The organism is Salinigranum salinum, from assembly GCF_009176545.1.
Classification (GTDB): Archaea; Halobacteriota; Halobacteria; order Halobacteriales; family Haloferacaceae; genus Salinigranum; species Salinigranum salinum.
Map to the genome: position 1 here is coordinate 1925907 of NZ_VTOJ01000002.1, position 15774 is coordinate 1941680.

Below are 15774 nucleotides of genomic sequence, written 5' to 3' on the forward strand. Positions count from 1 at the left end.
ACCCACAAAACGCGCTGGAGCGGCGATCGGCGCATGAACTGTCTGGCGGCACGATCAGGCAGCTATTTGTACGGATTCGCAGTCCCTGGTGGTGGGTGACGGAATGCGAAATTTGTCTGAAAAAACACAATTTTACACGCTCTACCTGGTGAAGTTCGCCGAGAACGCGGGCTTCATCGCACTCATTACGCTCCTTCCGACGTACATCAACCTCCTCAATCCATCGGGGATCGCCATCGGACTGTTCATCACCGGGTTCACCGCAGCGAGGGCCGTCGCCGTCGTTCCGCTGGGGTGGGCCGGTGACCGATACGACAAACGGACACTTCTGCTGGGGTCGATCGTCGTCTCTGCGGGTGCATACGCGCTCTTCCCCTTCGTCGAGACCAGTAGCGGGTTCATCGTGGTCCGGTTCCTGCAGGGGCTGGGTATCGTGGGCGTCGGATTGCTGAGCCTGTCGCTGGTCGGAGAGTTGGCCAGCGACGAGGGGCGTGCCAAAGTGATCGGGACGTTCAACTCGTGGAAGCTGGCCGCGGGAGTGCTCGCGACCATCGGAGCGGGAGCGCTCTACGAACGGTCCGGGTTCACCGTGATCTTCGCGATCCTCGTCGTCCTCTTGCTCGTCGCTGCCGTGGGCACCTGGCTGTTCATCGAGCCGGATGACACGAGCGTCAGTTTCGCGTTCGACGATCTGGCGGTCAACCCGCGAATCTTGACGATCTCGAGTTTCCGTGTCCAGTACGCGTTCGCGGTCACGTTCGTCCGGAACTGGGTTCCGATCTTCGTCGGTGTCTCCGCTGCGCAGGGTGGGCTGGGGTTCGCCGCGTCCGTCGTCGGTGTCACGATGGCGGCCGAGCGGTTCACGAACATGGTCTGTCAGCCGTTCACCGGGGGACTGGCAGATAGGTACGGACGAAGCCTCTTTCTCTTCATCGGTGGGGGGTCGTACGGCCTCCTCGCGTTCACGTTCCCGGCAACCCCGGTGATCGGGAACGTCATCGACGTTCCCAGTACGTACCCCGTCGTGGGGACGGTCTCGGCGACACTGATCGCCATCGTCGCTCTGCACTCGCTGGTGGGGATCGCCGACGCGTTCCGGGAGCCGGCGAGTATGGCGTTGTTCGCGGACGAGGGAGTCGATCAGGGAGGAATCACCAGCAGCTTCGGGATCCGTTCGCTCGTCTGGCGACCGGGGAATCTGGTCGCACCCCTGATCGGTGGCGTCGTAATGACACAGTTCGGGATCGAGTGGGTGTTTTACATCGCCGGCTTCTTCGCCGTCAGCGGGAGTCTCACGTTCCTGGGAGCGCTCGTGTATGCGCACGGTCGGCATCCGTTCAGCGGGTGGTGAGCACGTATTCGTCCCGTGGCGTTCCGACCACGGGTCTGTGAAACGGTCGTTTGTAAGACGGTCGGTCCCGACTGCCACGTGTTGCGGGTCGATGGCGTCGTGTTCGGTAGAGCACGACGGACGGGGACCGCTGCGGAGCGAACACGCACAGAGAGCCGTCTCCTGTGGACAGCTCTTCCGAAGCGTCCGGGCGTCGATCGAACCGAATCAGTCGCAGGAGCCTCACCCGGCGGTTGAGAGAGACGATCGATTTAACACGACTCACCGAATCGCTCTACTCGTGACGCCAACGATAACGAAGATCGAGACGACCGAATTCGCGTACGAACTCGAGGATCAGGGCCCGACACCCGACGGCTTCCACATGGTCTACGAGCCAGGAGGGAGCTTCACCCGCCACCTGTTCGGGGTCCGGGTGTACACTGACGAGGGAGTCACCGGAGAGTACGTCGGTGGTAACTCCCCGGGGATGGCCCAGATCAACCAGTTCGCGGACTTCCTCGTCGGGAAGAACCCGCTCGACCGCGAGCGCCACTGGTCGGAGATCAAACGGGCGATGCGCAAGTACGACCGCATGGGGATCGGACCGATCGACATCGCGCTCTGGGACTTCGCCGGCAGGTACCACGACGCACCGATCCACGAACTTCTCGGCACCTACCGGGAGCGGATTCCGGCCTACGCGTCGACGTACTTCGGTGACCGAAACGGGGGACTCGACTCGCCCGAGGCGTACGCCGACTTCGCGGCCGAGTGTCTCGACATGGGCTATCCGGGGTTCAAGATCCACCCCTGGGGTGGACAGTGGCGCGACACCGACGAAGTGATCGAGACGGTCCACGCCGTGGGGGAACGGGTCGGCGACGAGATGGAGCTGATGCTCGATCCCGCCTGCCAGCTCGAGACGTTCGGGGACGCGTTACGGGTCGGAAAAGCCTGTGACGAACAGGACTTCTTCTGGTACGAGGACCCCTACCGCGACGGGGGGATCTCCCAACACAGCCACCGCAAACTGCGACAGCAACTGAAGACGCCGATCCTTCAGACCGAACACGTGCGCGGGCTCGAACCGTTGACCGACTTCATCGCCGCCGAAGCGACCGACTTCGTGCGGGCCGATCCCGAGTACGACGGCGGCATTACCGGCGCGATCAAGCGGGCGAGAGTCGCGGAGGGCTTCGGTCTCGACGTCGAATTCCACGCCCCCGGACCGGCCCAGCGCCAGTGTCTCGCGGCCATCCGCAACACCAACTACTACGAGATGGCGCTCGTCGGACCGAAGACCTCGAACACCACACCCCCGATCTACGCGTGCGACTACGACGACCAACTCGGTAGCATCGACGACGAGGGCACGGTCGGGATCCAAGACGGGCCAGGGCTCGGCGTGCGTTACGACTGGGACTTCATCGAGGAGAACAAAACCGGGCGCCGTATCTACAATTGACATCCTCCCCGCGCTGAAGCGCGTGGCTTTCTCCTCGTACTTCCGTGACCGTCCTCGGGAAGACCGTCGTCGAACACGGTCTGAGACACCGGATCGCGGACGGCAGTGGTGTCAGGTCGACCGGTAGTGCTGTCGTTTCGTCGACTTGTCAACAGCAGAGCTGCTCGAATCGCTCTTCGACCGACGGCCGTTCGGTGCCCAGCCCACAGTGCCAGCCGCAGAGATCGGGGATGGTGAGAACGCCGCTTCGACGAGAAACCGTCCGTGGCGGTGAGGTGTTCAGTCGTCTCTGAAACGTTTTGGAGGCGTCGTATCCCGTGGTCCACCGGGACGCTCAGAATGTGCCCCTGAGACGCGATGCGTCGTACTCTCGCTTCTACCTCGGCGGCCATACTCGAGAAGGTGAACGCCTGTTTTCAATTACTCCGTCCATCAGCGGGAGCAACCTCCGTTCACACGGTGTCGAGACGAACACCCGCGGCCCCAGTCGTGGGTGCCGACGGGCGACGGTGAGTCGAGCGAGCGAACCTCGACAGTGACCGCGACCGACTTCGCCGTCCTGGGTGCCGGTGCGAATAGATTTAAGCGAGTACGTTTCGTGCTGTGTGACGATGCAGAGAGTAAGCTTCAACAGCGCGGAGACATACGAGCCCGACGAAGGCTGGCGGCGTGTTTCGATGGCAGGAAGCGAGGACGTGACCCTCGAGTGGTTCGAGAAACCACCCGGTCACTCGTCGCCGATGCACGACCACGCGAACGGACAGGTCTGTCTGGTGCTGTCCGGGGAACTGACGATATACACGGACGACGACGCCGAGACGCTGGAGGAGTACGATTCGGTGTGGCTCGACCCGTGGGAGTCACACCGCGTCGAGAACACGGGCGACGACATCGCCGTCGGGCTGGACGTGTTCGCCCCCGGCCGGTCGTTCGACTTCTGGACAGATCGGGAGTAGCTCTTCGAGACGTGAGCAGCCGTGAGGCGCGGCGTGCGCGTTCACGGAGCCGATCGACGAGAACGTCACATACAGAAACCAGGACGTCGTCGTGCGACGCCGCTGGCCAGTAGTGTCACCCGCGTCTGCGGCCGATCACGAAGAGCGCTCGAGCGCATCCGCTGCCCTCGGCAGACAGCCCGCCGGAACCGAACGTACCGTCTGGACGAGACGACGTGGTAGAGAAGCTACCGGACGGATCGGCACGGTACCGGTTCACGTTGGTTGGACAGACAATGCGTGGGAACCGCGGTTAGCGACTGGATAGTTCGCTTCCGAACCGTCCCGTCCGGTACGCATTCTCGGCCTTCAGCACAAACTGAAGGCATGTGTCTATGTTTCACATCCCAACATGAATCATCAGTTTTCAATCACGCAGAATACTATTTTAGTACTTGTATTCAATTCTCGGAGTGGACGAAAGAATCACCGTTGGTCCCATCCAGTAACCAGTTCTGAGAGACAAAAATAAATTATTTTTATAAATAATAGTCGTTATAATTAAGAATAAAAGAACAATTTTGTGATAGTGTTAAACTCTGGTGTATCGGAGAGTAGGTTAGCAGATCGATAATTGTCTAATTTATTATATTCACACCATCGCACCGACACGTCTCCGAGGCCACGAGAGGGAGGTCAGTGTGCGTGCCGTCGACGGAGACTCGTCGTCGAATTCGCCCTGTCTCCTGTTTCACGACGCGACCGAACTCGTCTCCAGAGACCGGTCGACCACGCGCCCGTTCTGAGAGTCCGAGACGGGACATCTCCGAAGCCGCTCGGTCGAACGTCACCCTTCCCCCTCGACCGGTTCCGACCGGCGCACCGTCCGACCACAGTACACCTACAGTTTCTTGTGGCGCCTCACCCCAGTGACCCCCATGCCTGACCGCCTCTCGTGTCCGTCTTGCGGTGCCACGTTCGCCGACCGCTGGCGCTGCACCTGCCACTCCCCGCTGAAATTCGCCGACCGACCGCTCCCCGACGGTCCCGCACCCGCTCCCAGCGACCTGGACCGCGACCGCGGGCTCTGGGCGTTCGACGACTTCCTCCCCGTCGGTCGCGAGGTCACGCTGGGCGAGGGGTGGACGCCGCTCGTCCCGGCCACGGAGTGGGACGCCGCGTTCAAACTGGAGTACGTCTTCCCCACGGGGAGTTTCAAGGACCGCGGCGCGGCGACGACGCTCTCGCGGGCAGTCGAACTCGGCGTCGACACGGTGGTCGAGGACTCCTCCGGAAACGCCGGTGCCGCCATCGCCACCTACGCCGCCCGCGCCGGGGTCGACGCGCGGATCTACGTCCCGGCCGGGGTCAAGGCGTCGAAGCTCCGGGCGATCGAACGCACCGGCGCGACACCGGTACGAGTCGAGGGGAGCCGCGAGACCGTCACGGACGCCTGTATCGAGGCGGTCGAGTCGGGCGAGGGCTGGTACGCGAGCCACGCGTGGAACCCCGCGTTCTTCGCCGGCACCGCCACGGTCGCGCTCGAGATCGCAGCACAACGGGGCTGGTCCGTCCCCGACGCGGTGGTGACGCCACTCGGCCACGGGACGCTGTTCCTCGGGGCCTACCGTGGCTTCCGCGCCCTCCACGACGCGGGGTGGACCGACCGGATCCCTCGACTCCTGGGTGCGCAGGCAACGGGGTACGCACCGATCGCCGAGGCGCTCCACGGCCCGGACGAGGCGGAACCGAACGAGGTCGCCGACGGCATCCAGATCCGCGAACCAGTCCAGCGTGACGCGATCCTGAACGCGGTCGACGAGACGGGAGGCGACGTGGTCGCGCTCCCCGAGGAAGCGGTCGACGAAGAACTCGACAGGCTGCACGAGCGCGGCTTCTACACCGAGCCGACCTGCGCCGTCGCCCCGGCGGCGCTCCGCGCGTTCAGAGAGCGCGGGGTCGTCGGTCCCGACGACGACGTCGTCGTCGCGCTCACGGGGAGTGGGCTGAAGGGTTGAAACGAGGACGCGGCGGTGAACCCGGTCGAGCCGATCGGTCGCTGGCTCCCCGGCACTCAACGACGCTGGCCCCTCGGCGTTCGGGAAGTCCCGTGGTCTAGATGACTAGACCGTCCGCGTCTCCTCCCGATTCGCTATTGAGCAGTGGATTCCACGGCAGTGTCGACCGCGCGTTCGAACGCGGATACGAGAGACATACCATGTTCGATCACGACACGAACGCGGACGAACCGGTTTCGAGACGCAGCGTGCTCAAGACGACCGGAGGACTCCTGGCCGGATCGACGGTGCTCGCCGGTTTCGGCGCCGGCCGTGGTGCCGCCGAGACCGAAGAGGGGCTCCGGATCGAGGTGAGGGAGATGAGCGAGGAGTACATCGTCGTCGATCTGCAGCTTCCCTCCACGTTCGACGAGGTCGACTTCCCGGACGACGTCTTCCTCGGCCACGCCGAGCGGTTCGTGATCCACGAGGACGAAGAGACGGTGTCGCTCCCCGAGGACGCGGAGGGGCTCGCCATCCCGGTCGAGATGGACTTCGGCACCCCCCACGAAGCGAGGGCGTACTTCCGCACGGGAGAGGTGGACCTCTCGGAGTCGTCGGGCGGAGCGGTGCGGCTGGGACTGGGCCTGTTCGGGGAGCGCACTGTGCCGGATGAGCAGTGGGACGCCTGTCCCGGCCACCGGGACTACTGAACCAGTCGACGTGCGTCGGGCCGAGGTGGTCCGAGACAGCGGTCGTGCGAGCGACGGTTCACGAGCGTCAGCTCCCAGGACCGGTCACCCGGCACGGTTGATCGCAGTGAACGTCTCGACCATCTCGGTGAAGTTCTCGGCCGAGACTGCCAGTTCGTCGCGAAGCTCGTCGGCCCGCCGCTGCATCCGGAGGTACTCTCCCGACTCCGCGAGCTGTTCGGGGGAGCGGTCGGCTTCGAGCACGGCCAGCTTCGCGGTGAGCCCGAAGAACTCCGTGAGTGGATCGTCGTACGACGCCGCCTCGAGCTGTTGGTCCACCGCAGCGAAGAGGTCCGCCTTGTCGATGGGCTTGCAGAGGTAGTCGTCGAAGGGCATATCCACGATGCCGAACCCCGGGTCGACAGCCGTCACCATGATGACACGGCAGTCGTAACCCCGGTCGCGGATCTCCCGCAGCACCCTGTCGCCGGAGTACGGCATCCGCCGGTCGAGTAACACCACGTCGATCGTCGCGTCCATGGTGTCGAGCGCCTCTTCACCCCCGTAGGCCGTCCGAACGTCGCTGTAGCGCTGGCGGAGTCGGAGCGCGTACGCGTCCACGACCTCCCGCTCGTCGTCGACGACGAGGACGGTTCCATCCTGTTCCATGATACCACCCCTCGTTCACCGATTGATCGGTCGCCCGGTTATAGCTTCGTGCGGGCGCACCCGACCCGGAAGCGCGGTCGTAAGTTACCGACGACTGAAGTAGTGGGCTTCCGCCTCGATTCTATGTGAAGTATTATCGTGATTCTTGGTGACGTATGACATATGCGGTTACGGACGAAGTTCGTGATCGTCTTCGTCGCGGTCACGCTCGTGCTGAGCGGATCGATCCTCCTCGCGCTGGAGTTCTACAAGCGCGACGCGGTCGGCGAGTCGCAGGCGAACGTCGACGAGACGGCGACGCTCGCGGCCGAACAGATCGACGCGTCGATCCGCGACCGTCGGGACTACCTCGGCCTCGTCGCGTCCCGACCGCGCGCGCGGCAGTTCGACCGGAGTGGCCCGTTCCTCGACGCGTTGCTGGCGAACTCTCGATTCTACGCCGTCCAGATCACCGCCGCGAACGGAACCGTCGTCGACTTCCGTGGCGACGTGACGGCCGCCCACCGCCACGCGGTCCTCGGGGCGAACCGGAGCGAAGCACCGTACGTCCGGGAGGCGCTCCGCGGCCAGTCGCACGTGGGCGAGGTCGAGGCCACCGACGACGGGAACGCGCACATCCTCGTGTTCGCCGCACCGATCTTCGAGGGGGGGGACGTCAAGGGCGTCCTCGCGGCCGCGATCTACCTCGACACGCGGACCACCTTCGACGCGCTCCCGCCCCTGGAGACGAGCAGGCAGACGGTCACGGTCGTCGGCAACGAAATGGAGATTCACGGCAGCGACCGGACGTTCACGTCGTCGATCGAGGGGTCCGCGACTGTCGACGCGACCGGGTGGGAGGTCAGCGTCGTGCGGGACCGGACCGCACTCGACGCCCGTCTCCGCCGGTTAGGGCTCTTCCAGGCCGGACAGCTCGGACTCGCGGTGGTCGTGATGGTCGGGTTCGGCTACTGGCAGTACGCCGCGAGCCTCCGCCAGACCGAGCGACTCCTCGAGGGGTTTGCCGACCTCGGCGCGGGCGACTACGGTCGCACTGTCGCCCTCCACGGCGGGACCGAGTGGGAGCAGATCAGTGACGGGTTCAACGACCTGGCGACGACGCTGGCGGCGCGCGAGGCGGCCCTCCGGGAGCGAACACAACGACTCGAAGTCATGTACCGGGTCCTGCGACACAACCTGCGGAACCAGCTGAGCGTCGTCCTGACCTACGCCGACGTCATCGCCGACGTCACCGACGACGACCAGATCAGGGCCGCGGCCCGGTCGATTCACGACGCCGGGCGGAGACTCACGAGTCTCAGCGAGCGGGCACGACAGATCGAAACCGCGCTCGACGCCGAGCACGAACGGACGCGAGTCGAGGTGAGCGCCGTCGTAGCGGAGATCACGACCGACCTCCGCGAGGCGTATCCCGACGTCGACCTCGCGACGACACTGCCCGACGAGGCGTGGGCTGTCGCCCTCCCGTCGCTTCGGATGGCGATCGAGAGCGTCTGTGAGAACGCCTGCGAACACACCGACGCCGACGAACCCCGTGTCGAGATTTCGGTCACGGCCGTCGACGAGGCGGAGACGACGGGCTGGATCCACGTCACAGTGGTCGACAACGGTCCTGGGCTCCCACAACAGGATCGGGCCGCGATCCGCGAGGGACGTGAGACGGCGCTCGAACACGCGAGCGGGCTCGGCCTCTGGCTGACCTACTGGATCGTCGACAGCTCGGGCGGCGATCTCGAGTTCACCGACGCCGAGCCACGGGGAACGGTCGTCGAGATACACCTTCCGCAGGCACGCGAGGAGGCGGACGACGACTGGAGAGCCGACACGAACCGGGCGGACCCCGAGTCACCCTGAGGGGACTGTCGTAGATCAGTGCTGAGGATCGTCGGCCCCGGGGACGCCGACGCGAAACAGTCACGACGCCCCTTGCAAGAGCTGCCAGTCTCGGCCGACCAGGGTGGACGCCTCCGGACAGGGGACGAACGGGGAGCCGACCGGTGTCGTGGCGAACCGACCGACGCAGCGTGGCCGGCCACGAGGAAGTGTCCTCACCCCCGAAGGTCGGGCGCGACTCATCGACGGCGGCGGCGGTGGACGACAAAGAGGAAGGTCGCGGCCAGGAGCGCCAGCGCGGCCGTCCAGGGACCGAGTCCAGACAGTGCGCCGTCGGTCGTCGACCGGGAGGCTTCGGAGCGTGTCCTCGACACCGTTCGGTCCGTCGCCGTCGTCGGAGCCGCAGTCGTCGCCGGGTCGACCGTGACGTGTCCGACGAAGCGCTCGTTGACGGACACCTGGTAGGTTCCGGGTTCGTCGAACGATCGTTCGAAGGTCGCCTGCCGGGTCCCGTTCGGGGCGATAGACAGCTCCCGACTGTCGACGACAGTGTCCGCGAGGAGCAGTCTCACCGTGTAGGTTCCGTCGGCACCGCCGACGTTCCGGACGCGGACGAGGACCTCCGTCCCCTCGACGGTGGTGAGCCGGGTCACGGTCACGAGCGCGTCCGTGATCCGGAACTGTGCCTGCTTGATGCCCGTGGCGAAGTCCGACAGCCCGGGCGCGCTCGCCTCGAAGAAGTAGTGCGTGTCACCCTCGTCGACGAGTCGTGTCGGGCGCTCGGCCCAGACGCCCTCCTCGAACCGATACAGGGCGACGTCTTCCGGGCCAGTCTCGGTGCCAGTGAGGAGATCCTTGCGCACACGGAACGTGAGCGTGACGTTCCGCACGTGATCGTCCTCGAGGTCGTGTTCGACCCGGACGAAGCCCACCGGTTCGGTGCCGTCCGCGAGGGCAAACGCGGGCACGTCGCCGAAGCGACTGGCGTTCGTCGCGACGCTGAGCGCGACGCTCCCGTCGCGTTCGGGCGTGAACGACAGCGCGTCGATCGCGACGCCGTCGTCGCGGGTCAGCGGCCACGAGAGATTGAGCGACTGCGTCGTATTTGCCTCGACGTTCGTCACCGTGGCGTTCACGAGCGTCTTCGTCTCGAGAACCCGTGACGGCGAGACGTCCGCGATCGTCCGCGTGTTAGTGAGCCAGACGTTCCGCTGTGGCTCGTCGGGATCGTCACTCAGGACGTGGATCGTCGCGAACCGCGGCCGCGAGTCCGCGGGATCGAACGTGACCGTGACGGCCTCACGTTCGCCCGGGGCGAGCGTACTCGGAGCCTCGGCCCCCACTCCGAAGGCGGCTCGATCCGGCCCGACGATCCGAACGGATCGGATCGTCAGTGGCCCGTTGCCGACGTTCCGGACCGTGAGCGTCCGCGCCGTGGGTCGGTCGGTCGTATCGACGAAACTGAGGGTCTCGGGCTGTACCTCGATGTCCGGCACCGACTCGACCTGGCGGGCGTCGGTGGGGAGCGCAGGTCTCACCGCGCCCACGACTGCGGTGGCCGAGACGGTAGCCACCAGGAACAGCGCCACCACGACCCGTGTGTTCTGTTTCATCGTCGGTCGTCTCCGAATCGTGTTATATTGTACCGCACACCTACTAAGTCGACTAGCCCAGTAGTTCGGTATCCACGAGCGACAGTAGCGTCGTGTCGATCCGTGGGAAGCGGGCCCGTCACGACTCTCGACGGTGGTCGTCTCGACGGCGCGCCCGACGGGTTACTCGAAAACGAGGTGGGGTCGACGGTCAGTACGGATCCATGTCCTGGGGCAGTTCGTCCGGAGGGATCGCGTACGGGTCCATGTCCTGGAGACGGAACGGCGTCTCCCCACCGGTCGAGCGGATGAGACCCGTGTCCCGCACGTCCCAGGATGCCCCATCGATAGTCACCCGATCGGTCGGGAACGCAGTCGTCACGTTGTCGATCGGAAACGCAGTCGTCACGTTGTCGATCGGAAACGCAGTCGTCACGTTGTCGATCGGAAACGCGGCGGAGAGTCCCTCCTCGACGACGGCGTGGTCTGTGATCGCGTCAGTGGACGCGGGTGACGTCACGGAGACGAACCCGAGCCCGCCGACCACACCGCTCGCGAGAACGATGCCGGCCAGCAGCAGTGTGAGAGCGATTCCGTCGGCGATGTTGGTGTCGTCCATCATCACACCTACTCCTGGGACGGCCACCGCAGTGACGGTTGATGCTCAGTATCGAACCACACGATCACACGGGGACTCTCAATAGCTAGAGTGGACTCGTCACGTCCTCCGTTTCAGTACTGACCACTCGTCGCCAAGCCGAGCGGGGAGCAACGAACGATCGTACCTCGTCGGGGGACGCTCGCCCGGCGATGGGGACGGTGACCACCGATGACCTCGACCAACGATACCCGGGACACGGACGACCAGAACTGCACGGACGACCGAACGGGCCTCCTACTCACGGCCGACGGCGTCGTCGTCTACGACATCGAGAATCCGTCCGGGTGGATCCAGTCGGACGTGTCCGTCGCCCTCGCGGAGCGACGATGACCGATCCGCCGTGAGAGTAGCCCACGGACGAGGCGGGTCGCGAGCCACGGACGCCCGCGGGGAGCCGAGAGCCGGTGACAGGCTGGTGGCCCGGTCACGCTCCGCCGGATGGGTACAAAGATTCACCACTGTTACCGTGTATCACGATACTATGGACGACGTTCTCGACCACGTCAGCGACGGGGTGCTCGTCGTCAACGCCGACTGGCACGTCGCGGACGCGAACGCCGTGGCTGCGGCGCAACTCGACCGCGACGTGTCGACGCTGGTCGGCGTCGACGTACGCGAGGTCTTCCCACGGTCGGTCGAGTCGACCTTCCACGGCCACTTCGCGGGTGACGATCCGGTCCCGGCGGCAGTCACCTTCGAGGACTACTTCCCCGACCTGGGAACGTGGCTGGAGGTCCGGACCGTCACGGTCGGCGACGGACTCACGATCTACCTCCACGACGTCACCGACCGTCGGGGCCTCGAGCGGGCGCGACGGGACAGCGAGGCGGAACTGGGTCGACTCAGCCGGATCAACGCCACCATACAGGAGATCATCCGAGAGCTGGTCGGCGCGACGAGACGCACGGAGATCGAAGAGACGGTCTGTGAGCGCCTGGTAGCGAGCGACCTGTACGAGTTCACCTGGATCGGCGAGCGCGAGCCGCTCGCCGACCGGATCACCCACCGTGTCGGTGCTGGCGAGTACCGGGAGGTCGTCGACCTGGTCGTCGAGAGTGGTGCGTCGCCCGACACGTCCGAGTGCCCGGAACACGCGGTGATTCGGACCGGACAGACCCGGCTCGTCCGCCAGCTCGTCGAAGACGAGTCGCTCCCCGACCCGATCCGACGCGTGGCGTTCGCCCGGGGGCTACAGTCGGCGATCGCCGTCCCCGTTCGGTACGGCACCACGACGTACGGTGTACTCGGGGTGTACGCCACACGGCCAGACGCGTTCAGCGAGCGCGAGCGCGAGAGCCTCGAGACGCTCGGCGTGGCGACCGGATTCGTCATCACTGCCGCTCGTCAGCGTAACCTGCTCCTGTCCGACACGGTCGTCGAACTCACCGTTCGGGTGACCGACCCGGACGACTTCCTCGTGGCGGTGGCGTCCCGGCTCGACTGCTCACTCGCGGTCGAGGGCGTCGTTCCGCTCGCCGACGGAGCGCTGCTCTGTTACGTCAGCGTCGAGGGGGCGGCACCCGGCGACGTCCGCGAGATGGCAGCGAACCGGGGAGACGTCGACGATCCCCGCGTGGTCAACGAGACGTCGGAGACGGAGTCGAGCGTGGGCGGCCTCCTCGAGATCACGCTCACCGGAGCGTCGCCGTTGCGTTCCCTGACGGAACGAGGCGCGACCGTGCGGGCCGCGACCTTCGAGGACGGCGTCGGTCGGCTGGTCGTGGAGCTCGCACCCGACGAGGACGTCCGCGCGATCGTCGAGTCGCTGGGCGAGGCGTTCGCCGGCTCCGAACTCCTCGCCAAGCGCGAACGGCAGCGGTCCGTCGAGACGGCCCAGGAGTTCCGGAGCGCGCTCCACGAGTCGCTCACCGACCGTCAGCGGACGGCGCTGCGCGTCGCCTACCACGGCGGCTACTTCCAGTCGCCGCGAGACAGCACCGCAGAGGAACTCGCCGCGCGGCTCGGCGTCTCCTCGCCGACGCTCCACTACCACCTCCGAGCGGCGCAGTGGAAGCTGGTCGACGCCTTCCTCGACGAGCGTCCCGGACAGGAGCGACTGGGCTCCACGGACGACTGGCGCGACGACGAGACGGGTGATGGGTGATGGGTGGCGTGCCGAACGACCCACCCGACGTCGAGAGGAGCGTCGACACGGAACGGGTCCTCGAACGAGCGAGAGACGTGTCGCCGGCCGCGGGTGCGCCAGCCGTGTCTCGGCCGGTCGCCGACGGTGGACGACCCCCGGACGCGCTCTTCGAGTCGTTCCCCGACCCGCTCCTGGCCTACACGTGCGAGCGAGAGACGGGAACCGACGAGCAGTCGAACGCGACCGGCAGTGCGGGCCGGATCGTCGTCGACACGGTCAACCCCGCGTTCGAGACCACGTTCGAGATCGCGGCCACGGAGATCGCCGGAACGCCGCTCGACGAGCTGATCCTGCCCCGGACGGCCGTCTCCGACACCGAACGAGACGAGCCGACCGCCGAACCCGGGGAGACCGAAACAGCGGCGGGCACCACGACCGTGGCGTCCGTCCTGAACCGGACTCGCGGGAGTGGGAGAGCCGGCGTCGGTCTGCGACACGAGTCGGACGACGAGACGTGTTACTTCCGCGTCCGGACGGTTACGACCAGCCACGACGAGGAGTATCTCCTGTTCACCGACGTCACCGAGGGCGAGCGACGCCGACGTGATCTCGCGACGACGGTCGCACGGCTCGAACGGATCGCGAGTGTCGTGAGCCACGACCTCCGAAACCCGCTGGAGGTGGCGAAGATCCGTCTCGAAGCGGCGCAGGACACCGGCGATGCCGTCCACTTCGAGAAGCTCGAGGACGCGCTCGACCGGATCGAACACCTCGTACGAGACGTCCTCACGATCGGTGGCGGGGGCGTCGATCCGACCGGCACGGTCGCGATCCGTGACGTGGCCGAGGCCGCATGGGAGACGGTCGACACGGCCGACGCCACGCTCGTCACCGCGGCGTCGCTGCCGACGGTCCGCGGCGACGCGGATCACCTCCAGCGCCTCTTCGAGAACCTGTTTCGGAACGCCGTCGAGCACGGCTCGACGGACAGTCGGACCGCACGGCAGTCCGGTGACGCCACGGAACGGGGCGGCCGGGTCGTCACCGTACGGGTCGAGCCCCTCGAGAACGGGTTTCTCGTCGACGACGACGGACCGGGCGTCCCCCCGGAACTGCGCGACCGTGCCTTCGAGGCCGGCACCTCGACAGTGTCCGGTAACCGCGGTCTCGGGCTCTCCATCGTCAGTCAGGTCGCCCGGGACCACGGCTGGGACGTCTCCCTCGCGGTGAACACGGACGGAGGGGCGCGGTTCGAGTTTACCGGCGTCGAAGTCGTCGAGAACGCGGGTGGAGGTCACGTGGACGAGCCAGCGGGCTCGAACGAGCCAGAGCGATCCGACGAGTCGAACACCACGGACGACACCGACTGAGGTGCCCTCGGGCGGTTCGTTCCCACGGACACTCGTCCGCACGCTCGGGAAACGGCCCCCGGTCCGACACCGGAACGGCGGCGACCGTACCGAGACCGATCCGGCGGCGCGGCGTGGTTCACGAAGGAGCGAGAGCGAGAGGGGCACCCGAACTGGCGCGGTGGCGGCAACGAGTCATATGGGAGTGGCTGGGCTGACGTCCGGTCGCGAGCGCTTGTCCGAGACGATCGTCAGTGCGTGATCTGTGGCGCGACTCGTGAGGAGCTCGGCCGCAATCCTGATGTCCACCACATCATCCCGGTTCGACGGTATATCGAGTCGGAGCGGTTCTCCAGAGAGGATGCGCACTTCCTCGAGAACCTCGTCTCGCTCTGCAGCAGCTGCCACCGAAAAGCCGAATTCGGGAAAATCTCGCCCGAACAACTGCGGCAACGCCGTGACCGAGGATAGAGACTCTCAAATTGTCTCTTTTTTGCCAGATTGACTGAGTAGCGCAGCGACTCAGAAGCCGTGTAGAGAACCGTTCGCAGGAATTCGCCTGCGAGAATGTTTAATTTCTTATATGGTCCGGGTGCGAGAATCGAACCCGCGTCTCAGCCTCCACAAGGCTGAAGGATGACCATTACCCCAACCCGGACACGCTGGTGGCGTATTACTGCGTTATGTCCTAACCCGTGAGCAGTCAAAAAGGGTTACGACTCGGGTTTCGGTGGCGTGCGACTCTCACACACGCCCGAATGGGGTTCATTCACACACCACTCCTACGACCGATATGCTCAGAGTCGGACAGACGGCACCGGGGTTCACGCTCCCGGGTGCCGCCGGTGACAACGTCGACGAGCACGCCCTCGCGGAGTACGTCGACAACGGGTGGCACGTCGTCCTCGTCTTCTACCCGTTCGACTTCCACCCCGCGTGCGTCTCCCAGTGGTGTACGATCCGCGACGCCGACCGGCAGGTCCAGTTCGCCTGGCAGGGTGACACCGCGGACGCCGGCCCGGACTTCGACGCGGTCGAGAAGGCGACGCGGTGTCACGACGACGAGTGCGAGCTGTCCGACGAGAGCGCGGAGCCGGTCGGCGACTGATCCGGGCGGTCCGGACACCCGACGCTTCCGCACACCCGACGCCTCCGCGCACCC

Annotated in this window: 14 protein-coding genes and 1 tRNA gene; 11 read left to right on the forward strand and 4 right to left on the reverse strand. The window is 65.8% G+C overall.

Annotated features, from left to right (window positions below):
• The first annotated feature begins 103 nt into the window (after nt 1-103).
• From FZP69_RS20685 to FZP69_RS20705, 5 genes are all read left to right on the forward strand, one after another.
• Nucleotides 104-1351 carry an MFS transporter gene (locus tag FZP69_RS20685; RefSeq protein ID WP_152043241.1) on the forward strand — a complete coding sequence of 416 codons (1248 nt, stop codon included), beginning with the start codon at nt 104-106 and terminating at the stop codon, nt 1349-1351.
• Between the two features lie 280 nt (nt 1352-1631).
• A complete protein-coding gene (locus FZP69_RS20690) occupies nt 1632-2798 on the forward strand; it encodes an enolase C-terminal domain-like protein (protein ID WP_152043242.1) in 1167 nt (388 codons plus the stop codon).
• A 611-nt stretch (nt 2799-3409) separates the two neighbouring features.
• Complete coding sequence (locus FZP69_RS20695) at nt 3410-3754, forward strand: cupin domain-containing protein (RefSeq protein WP_152043243.1); 345 nt, start codon at nt 3410-3412, stop codon at nt 3752-3754.
• A gap of 908 nt (nt 3755-4662) precedes the next feature.
• A complete protein-coding gene (locus FZP69_RS20700) occupies nt 4663-5751 on the forward strand; it encodes a pyridoxal-phosphate dependent enzyme (RefSeq protein WP_394350167.1) in 1089 nt (362 codons plus the stop codon).
• 200 nt (nt 5752-5951) lie between these two features.
• The gene (locus FZP69_RS20705) at nt 5952-6443 is read left to right on the forward strand and encodes a hypothetical protein (protein ID WP_152043245.1); all 492 of its coding nucleotides are present in this window, start codon (nt 5952-5954) and stop codon (nt 6441-6443) included.
• A gap of 84 nt (nt 6444-6527) precedes the next feature.
• On the opposite strand, the gene FZP69_RS20710 is transcribed toward FZP69_RS20705, so the two are convergent.
• On the reverse strand, nt 6528-7091 hold the full coding sequence (locus FZP69_RS20710) for a response regulator (RefSeq protein ID WP_152043246.1): 564 nt from the start codon (nt 7089-7091) through the stop codon (nt 6528-6530).
• 162 nt (nt 7092-7253) lie between these two features.
• Here FZP69_RS20710 and FZP69_RS20715 point away from each other — a divergent pair, with 162 nt between their 5' ends.
• Nucleotides 7254-8945 (forward strand): sensor histidine kinase, encoded by a 1692-nt coding sequence (locus tag FZP69_RS20715; RefSeq protein WP_152043247.1) that lies wholly within the window; start codon nt 7254-7256, stop codon nt 8943-8945.
• A 218-nt stretch (nt 8946-9163) separates the two neighbouring features.
• Here FZP69_RS20715 and FZP69_RS20720 read toward each other — a convergent pair whose 3' ends face one another.
• Nucleotides 9164-10537 (reverse strand): PGF-pre-PGF domain-containing protein, encoded by a 1374-nt coding sequence (locus FZP69_RS20720; RefSeq protein WP_152043248.1) that lies wholly within the window; start codon nt 10535-10537, stop codon nt 9164-9166.
• A 190-nt stretch (nt 10538-10727) separates the two neighbouring features.
• Nucleotides 10728-11138, reverse strand: a complete 411-nt coding sequence (locus FZP69_RS20725) for a hypothetical protein (RefSeq protein ID WP_152043249.1) — start codon at nt 11136-11138, stop codon at nt 10728-10730.
• Nucleotides 11139-11345: 207 nt separating this feature from the next.
• On the opposite strand from FZP69_RS20725, the gene FZP69_RS22785 reads away from it, so the two are divergent.
• The 4 genes from FZP69_RS22785 (at nt 11346) to FZP69_RS23460 (ending at nt 15083) form a co-directional block, all read left to right on the forward strand.
• Nucleotides 11346-11507, forward strand: a complete 162-nt coding sequence (locus FZP69_RS22785) for a DUF7331 family protein (protein WP_192918676.1) — start codon at nt 11346-11348, stop codon at nt 11505-11507.
• 151 nt (nt 11508-11658) lie between these two features.
• Nucleotides 11659-13281 (forward strand): bacterio-opsin activator domain-containing protein, encoded by a 1623-nt coding sequence (locus FZP69_RS20730; protein WP_152043250.1) that lies wholly within the window; start codon nt 11659-11661, stop codon nt 13279-13281.
• Nucleotides 13281-14633, forward strand: a complete 1353-nt coding sequence (locus FZP69_RS20735) for an ATP-binding protein (protein WP_152043251.1) — start codon at nt 13281-13283, stop codon at nt 14631-14633. The genes FZP69_RS20730 and FZP69_RS20735 overlap by 1 nt, the downstream gene beginning before the upstream one ends.
• A 237-nt stretch (nt 14634-14870) precedes the next feature.
• Complete coding sequence (locus tag FZP69_RS23460; RefSeq protein WP_204960087.1) at nt 14871-15083, forward strand: HNH endonuclease; 213 nt, start codon at nt 14871-14873, stop codon at nt 15081-15083.
• A gap of 115 nt (nt 15084-15198) precedes the next feature.
• On the opposite strand, the gene FZP69_RS20745 is transcribed toward FZP69_RS23460, so the two are convergent.
• Nucleotides 15199-15270, reverse strand: a tRNA-His gene (locus tag FZP69_RS20745).
• 135 nt (nt 15271-15405) lie between these two features.
• On the opposite strand from FZP69_RS20745, the gene FZP69_RS20750 reads away from it, so the two are divergent.
• Complete coding sequence (locus FZP69_RS20750) at nt 15406-15720, forward strand: redoxin domain-containing protein (protein WP_152043252.1); 315 nt, start codon at nt 15406-15408, stop codon at nt 15718-15720.
• The last annotated feature ends 54 nt before the right edge of the window (nt 15721-15774 follow it).

Excerpts from the sequence above, each read along its gene's own strand:
- FZP69_RS20685 (WP_152043241.1), top strand. The coding sequence starts at position 104 with ATGCGAAATTTGTCTGAAAAAACACAATTTTACACGCTCTACCTGGTG.
- FZP69_RS20695 (WP_152043243.1), top strand. The coding sequence starts at position 3,410 with ATGCAGAGAGTAAGCTTCAACAGCGCGGAGACATACGAGCCCGACGAA.
- FZP69_RS20705 (WP_152043245.1), top strand. The coding sequence starts at position 5,952 with ATGTTCGATCACGACACGAACGCGGACGAACCGGTTTCGAGACGCAGC.
- FZP69_RS20710 (WP_152043246.1), bottom strand. The coding sequence starts at position 7,091 with ATGGAACAGGATGGAACCGTCCTCGTCGTCGACGACGAGCGGGAGGTC.
- FZP69_RS20715 (WP_152043247.1), top strand. The coding sequence starts at position 7,254 with ATGCGGTTACGGACGAAGTTCGTGATCGTCTTCGTCGCGGTCACGCTC.
- FZP69_RS20720 (WP_152043248.1), bottom strand. The coding sequence starts at position 10,537 with ATGAAACAGAACACACGGGTCGTGGTGGCGCTGTTCCTGGTGGCTACC.
- FZP69_RS20725 (WP_152043249.1), bottom strand. The coding sequence starts at position 11,138 with ATGATGGACGACACCAACATCGCCGACGGAATCGCTCTCACACTGCTG.
- FZP69_RS22785 (WP_192918676.1), top strand. The coding sequence starts at position 11,346 with ATGACCTCGACCAACGATACCCGGGACACGGACGACCAGAACTGCACG.
- FZP69_RS20730 (WP_152043250.1), top strand. The coding sequence starts at position 11,659 with ATGGACGACGTTCTCGACCACGTCAGCGACGGGGTGCTCGTCGTCAAC.
- FZP69_RS20735 (WP_152043251.1), top strand. The coding sequence starts at position 13,281 with ATGGGTGGCGTGCCGAACGACCCACCCGACGTCGAGAGGAGCGTCGAC.
- FZP69_RS20750 (WP_152043252.1), top strand. The coding sequence starts at position 15,406 with ATGCTCAGAGTCGGACAGACGGCACCGGGGTTCACGCTCCCGGGTGCC.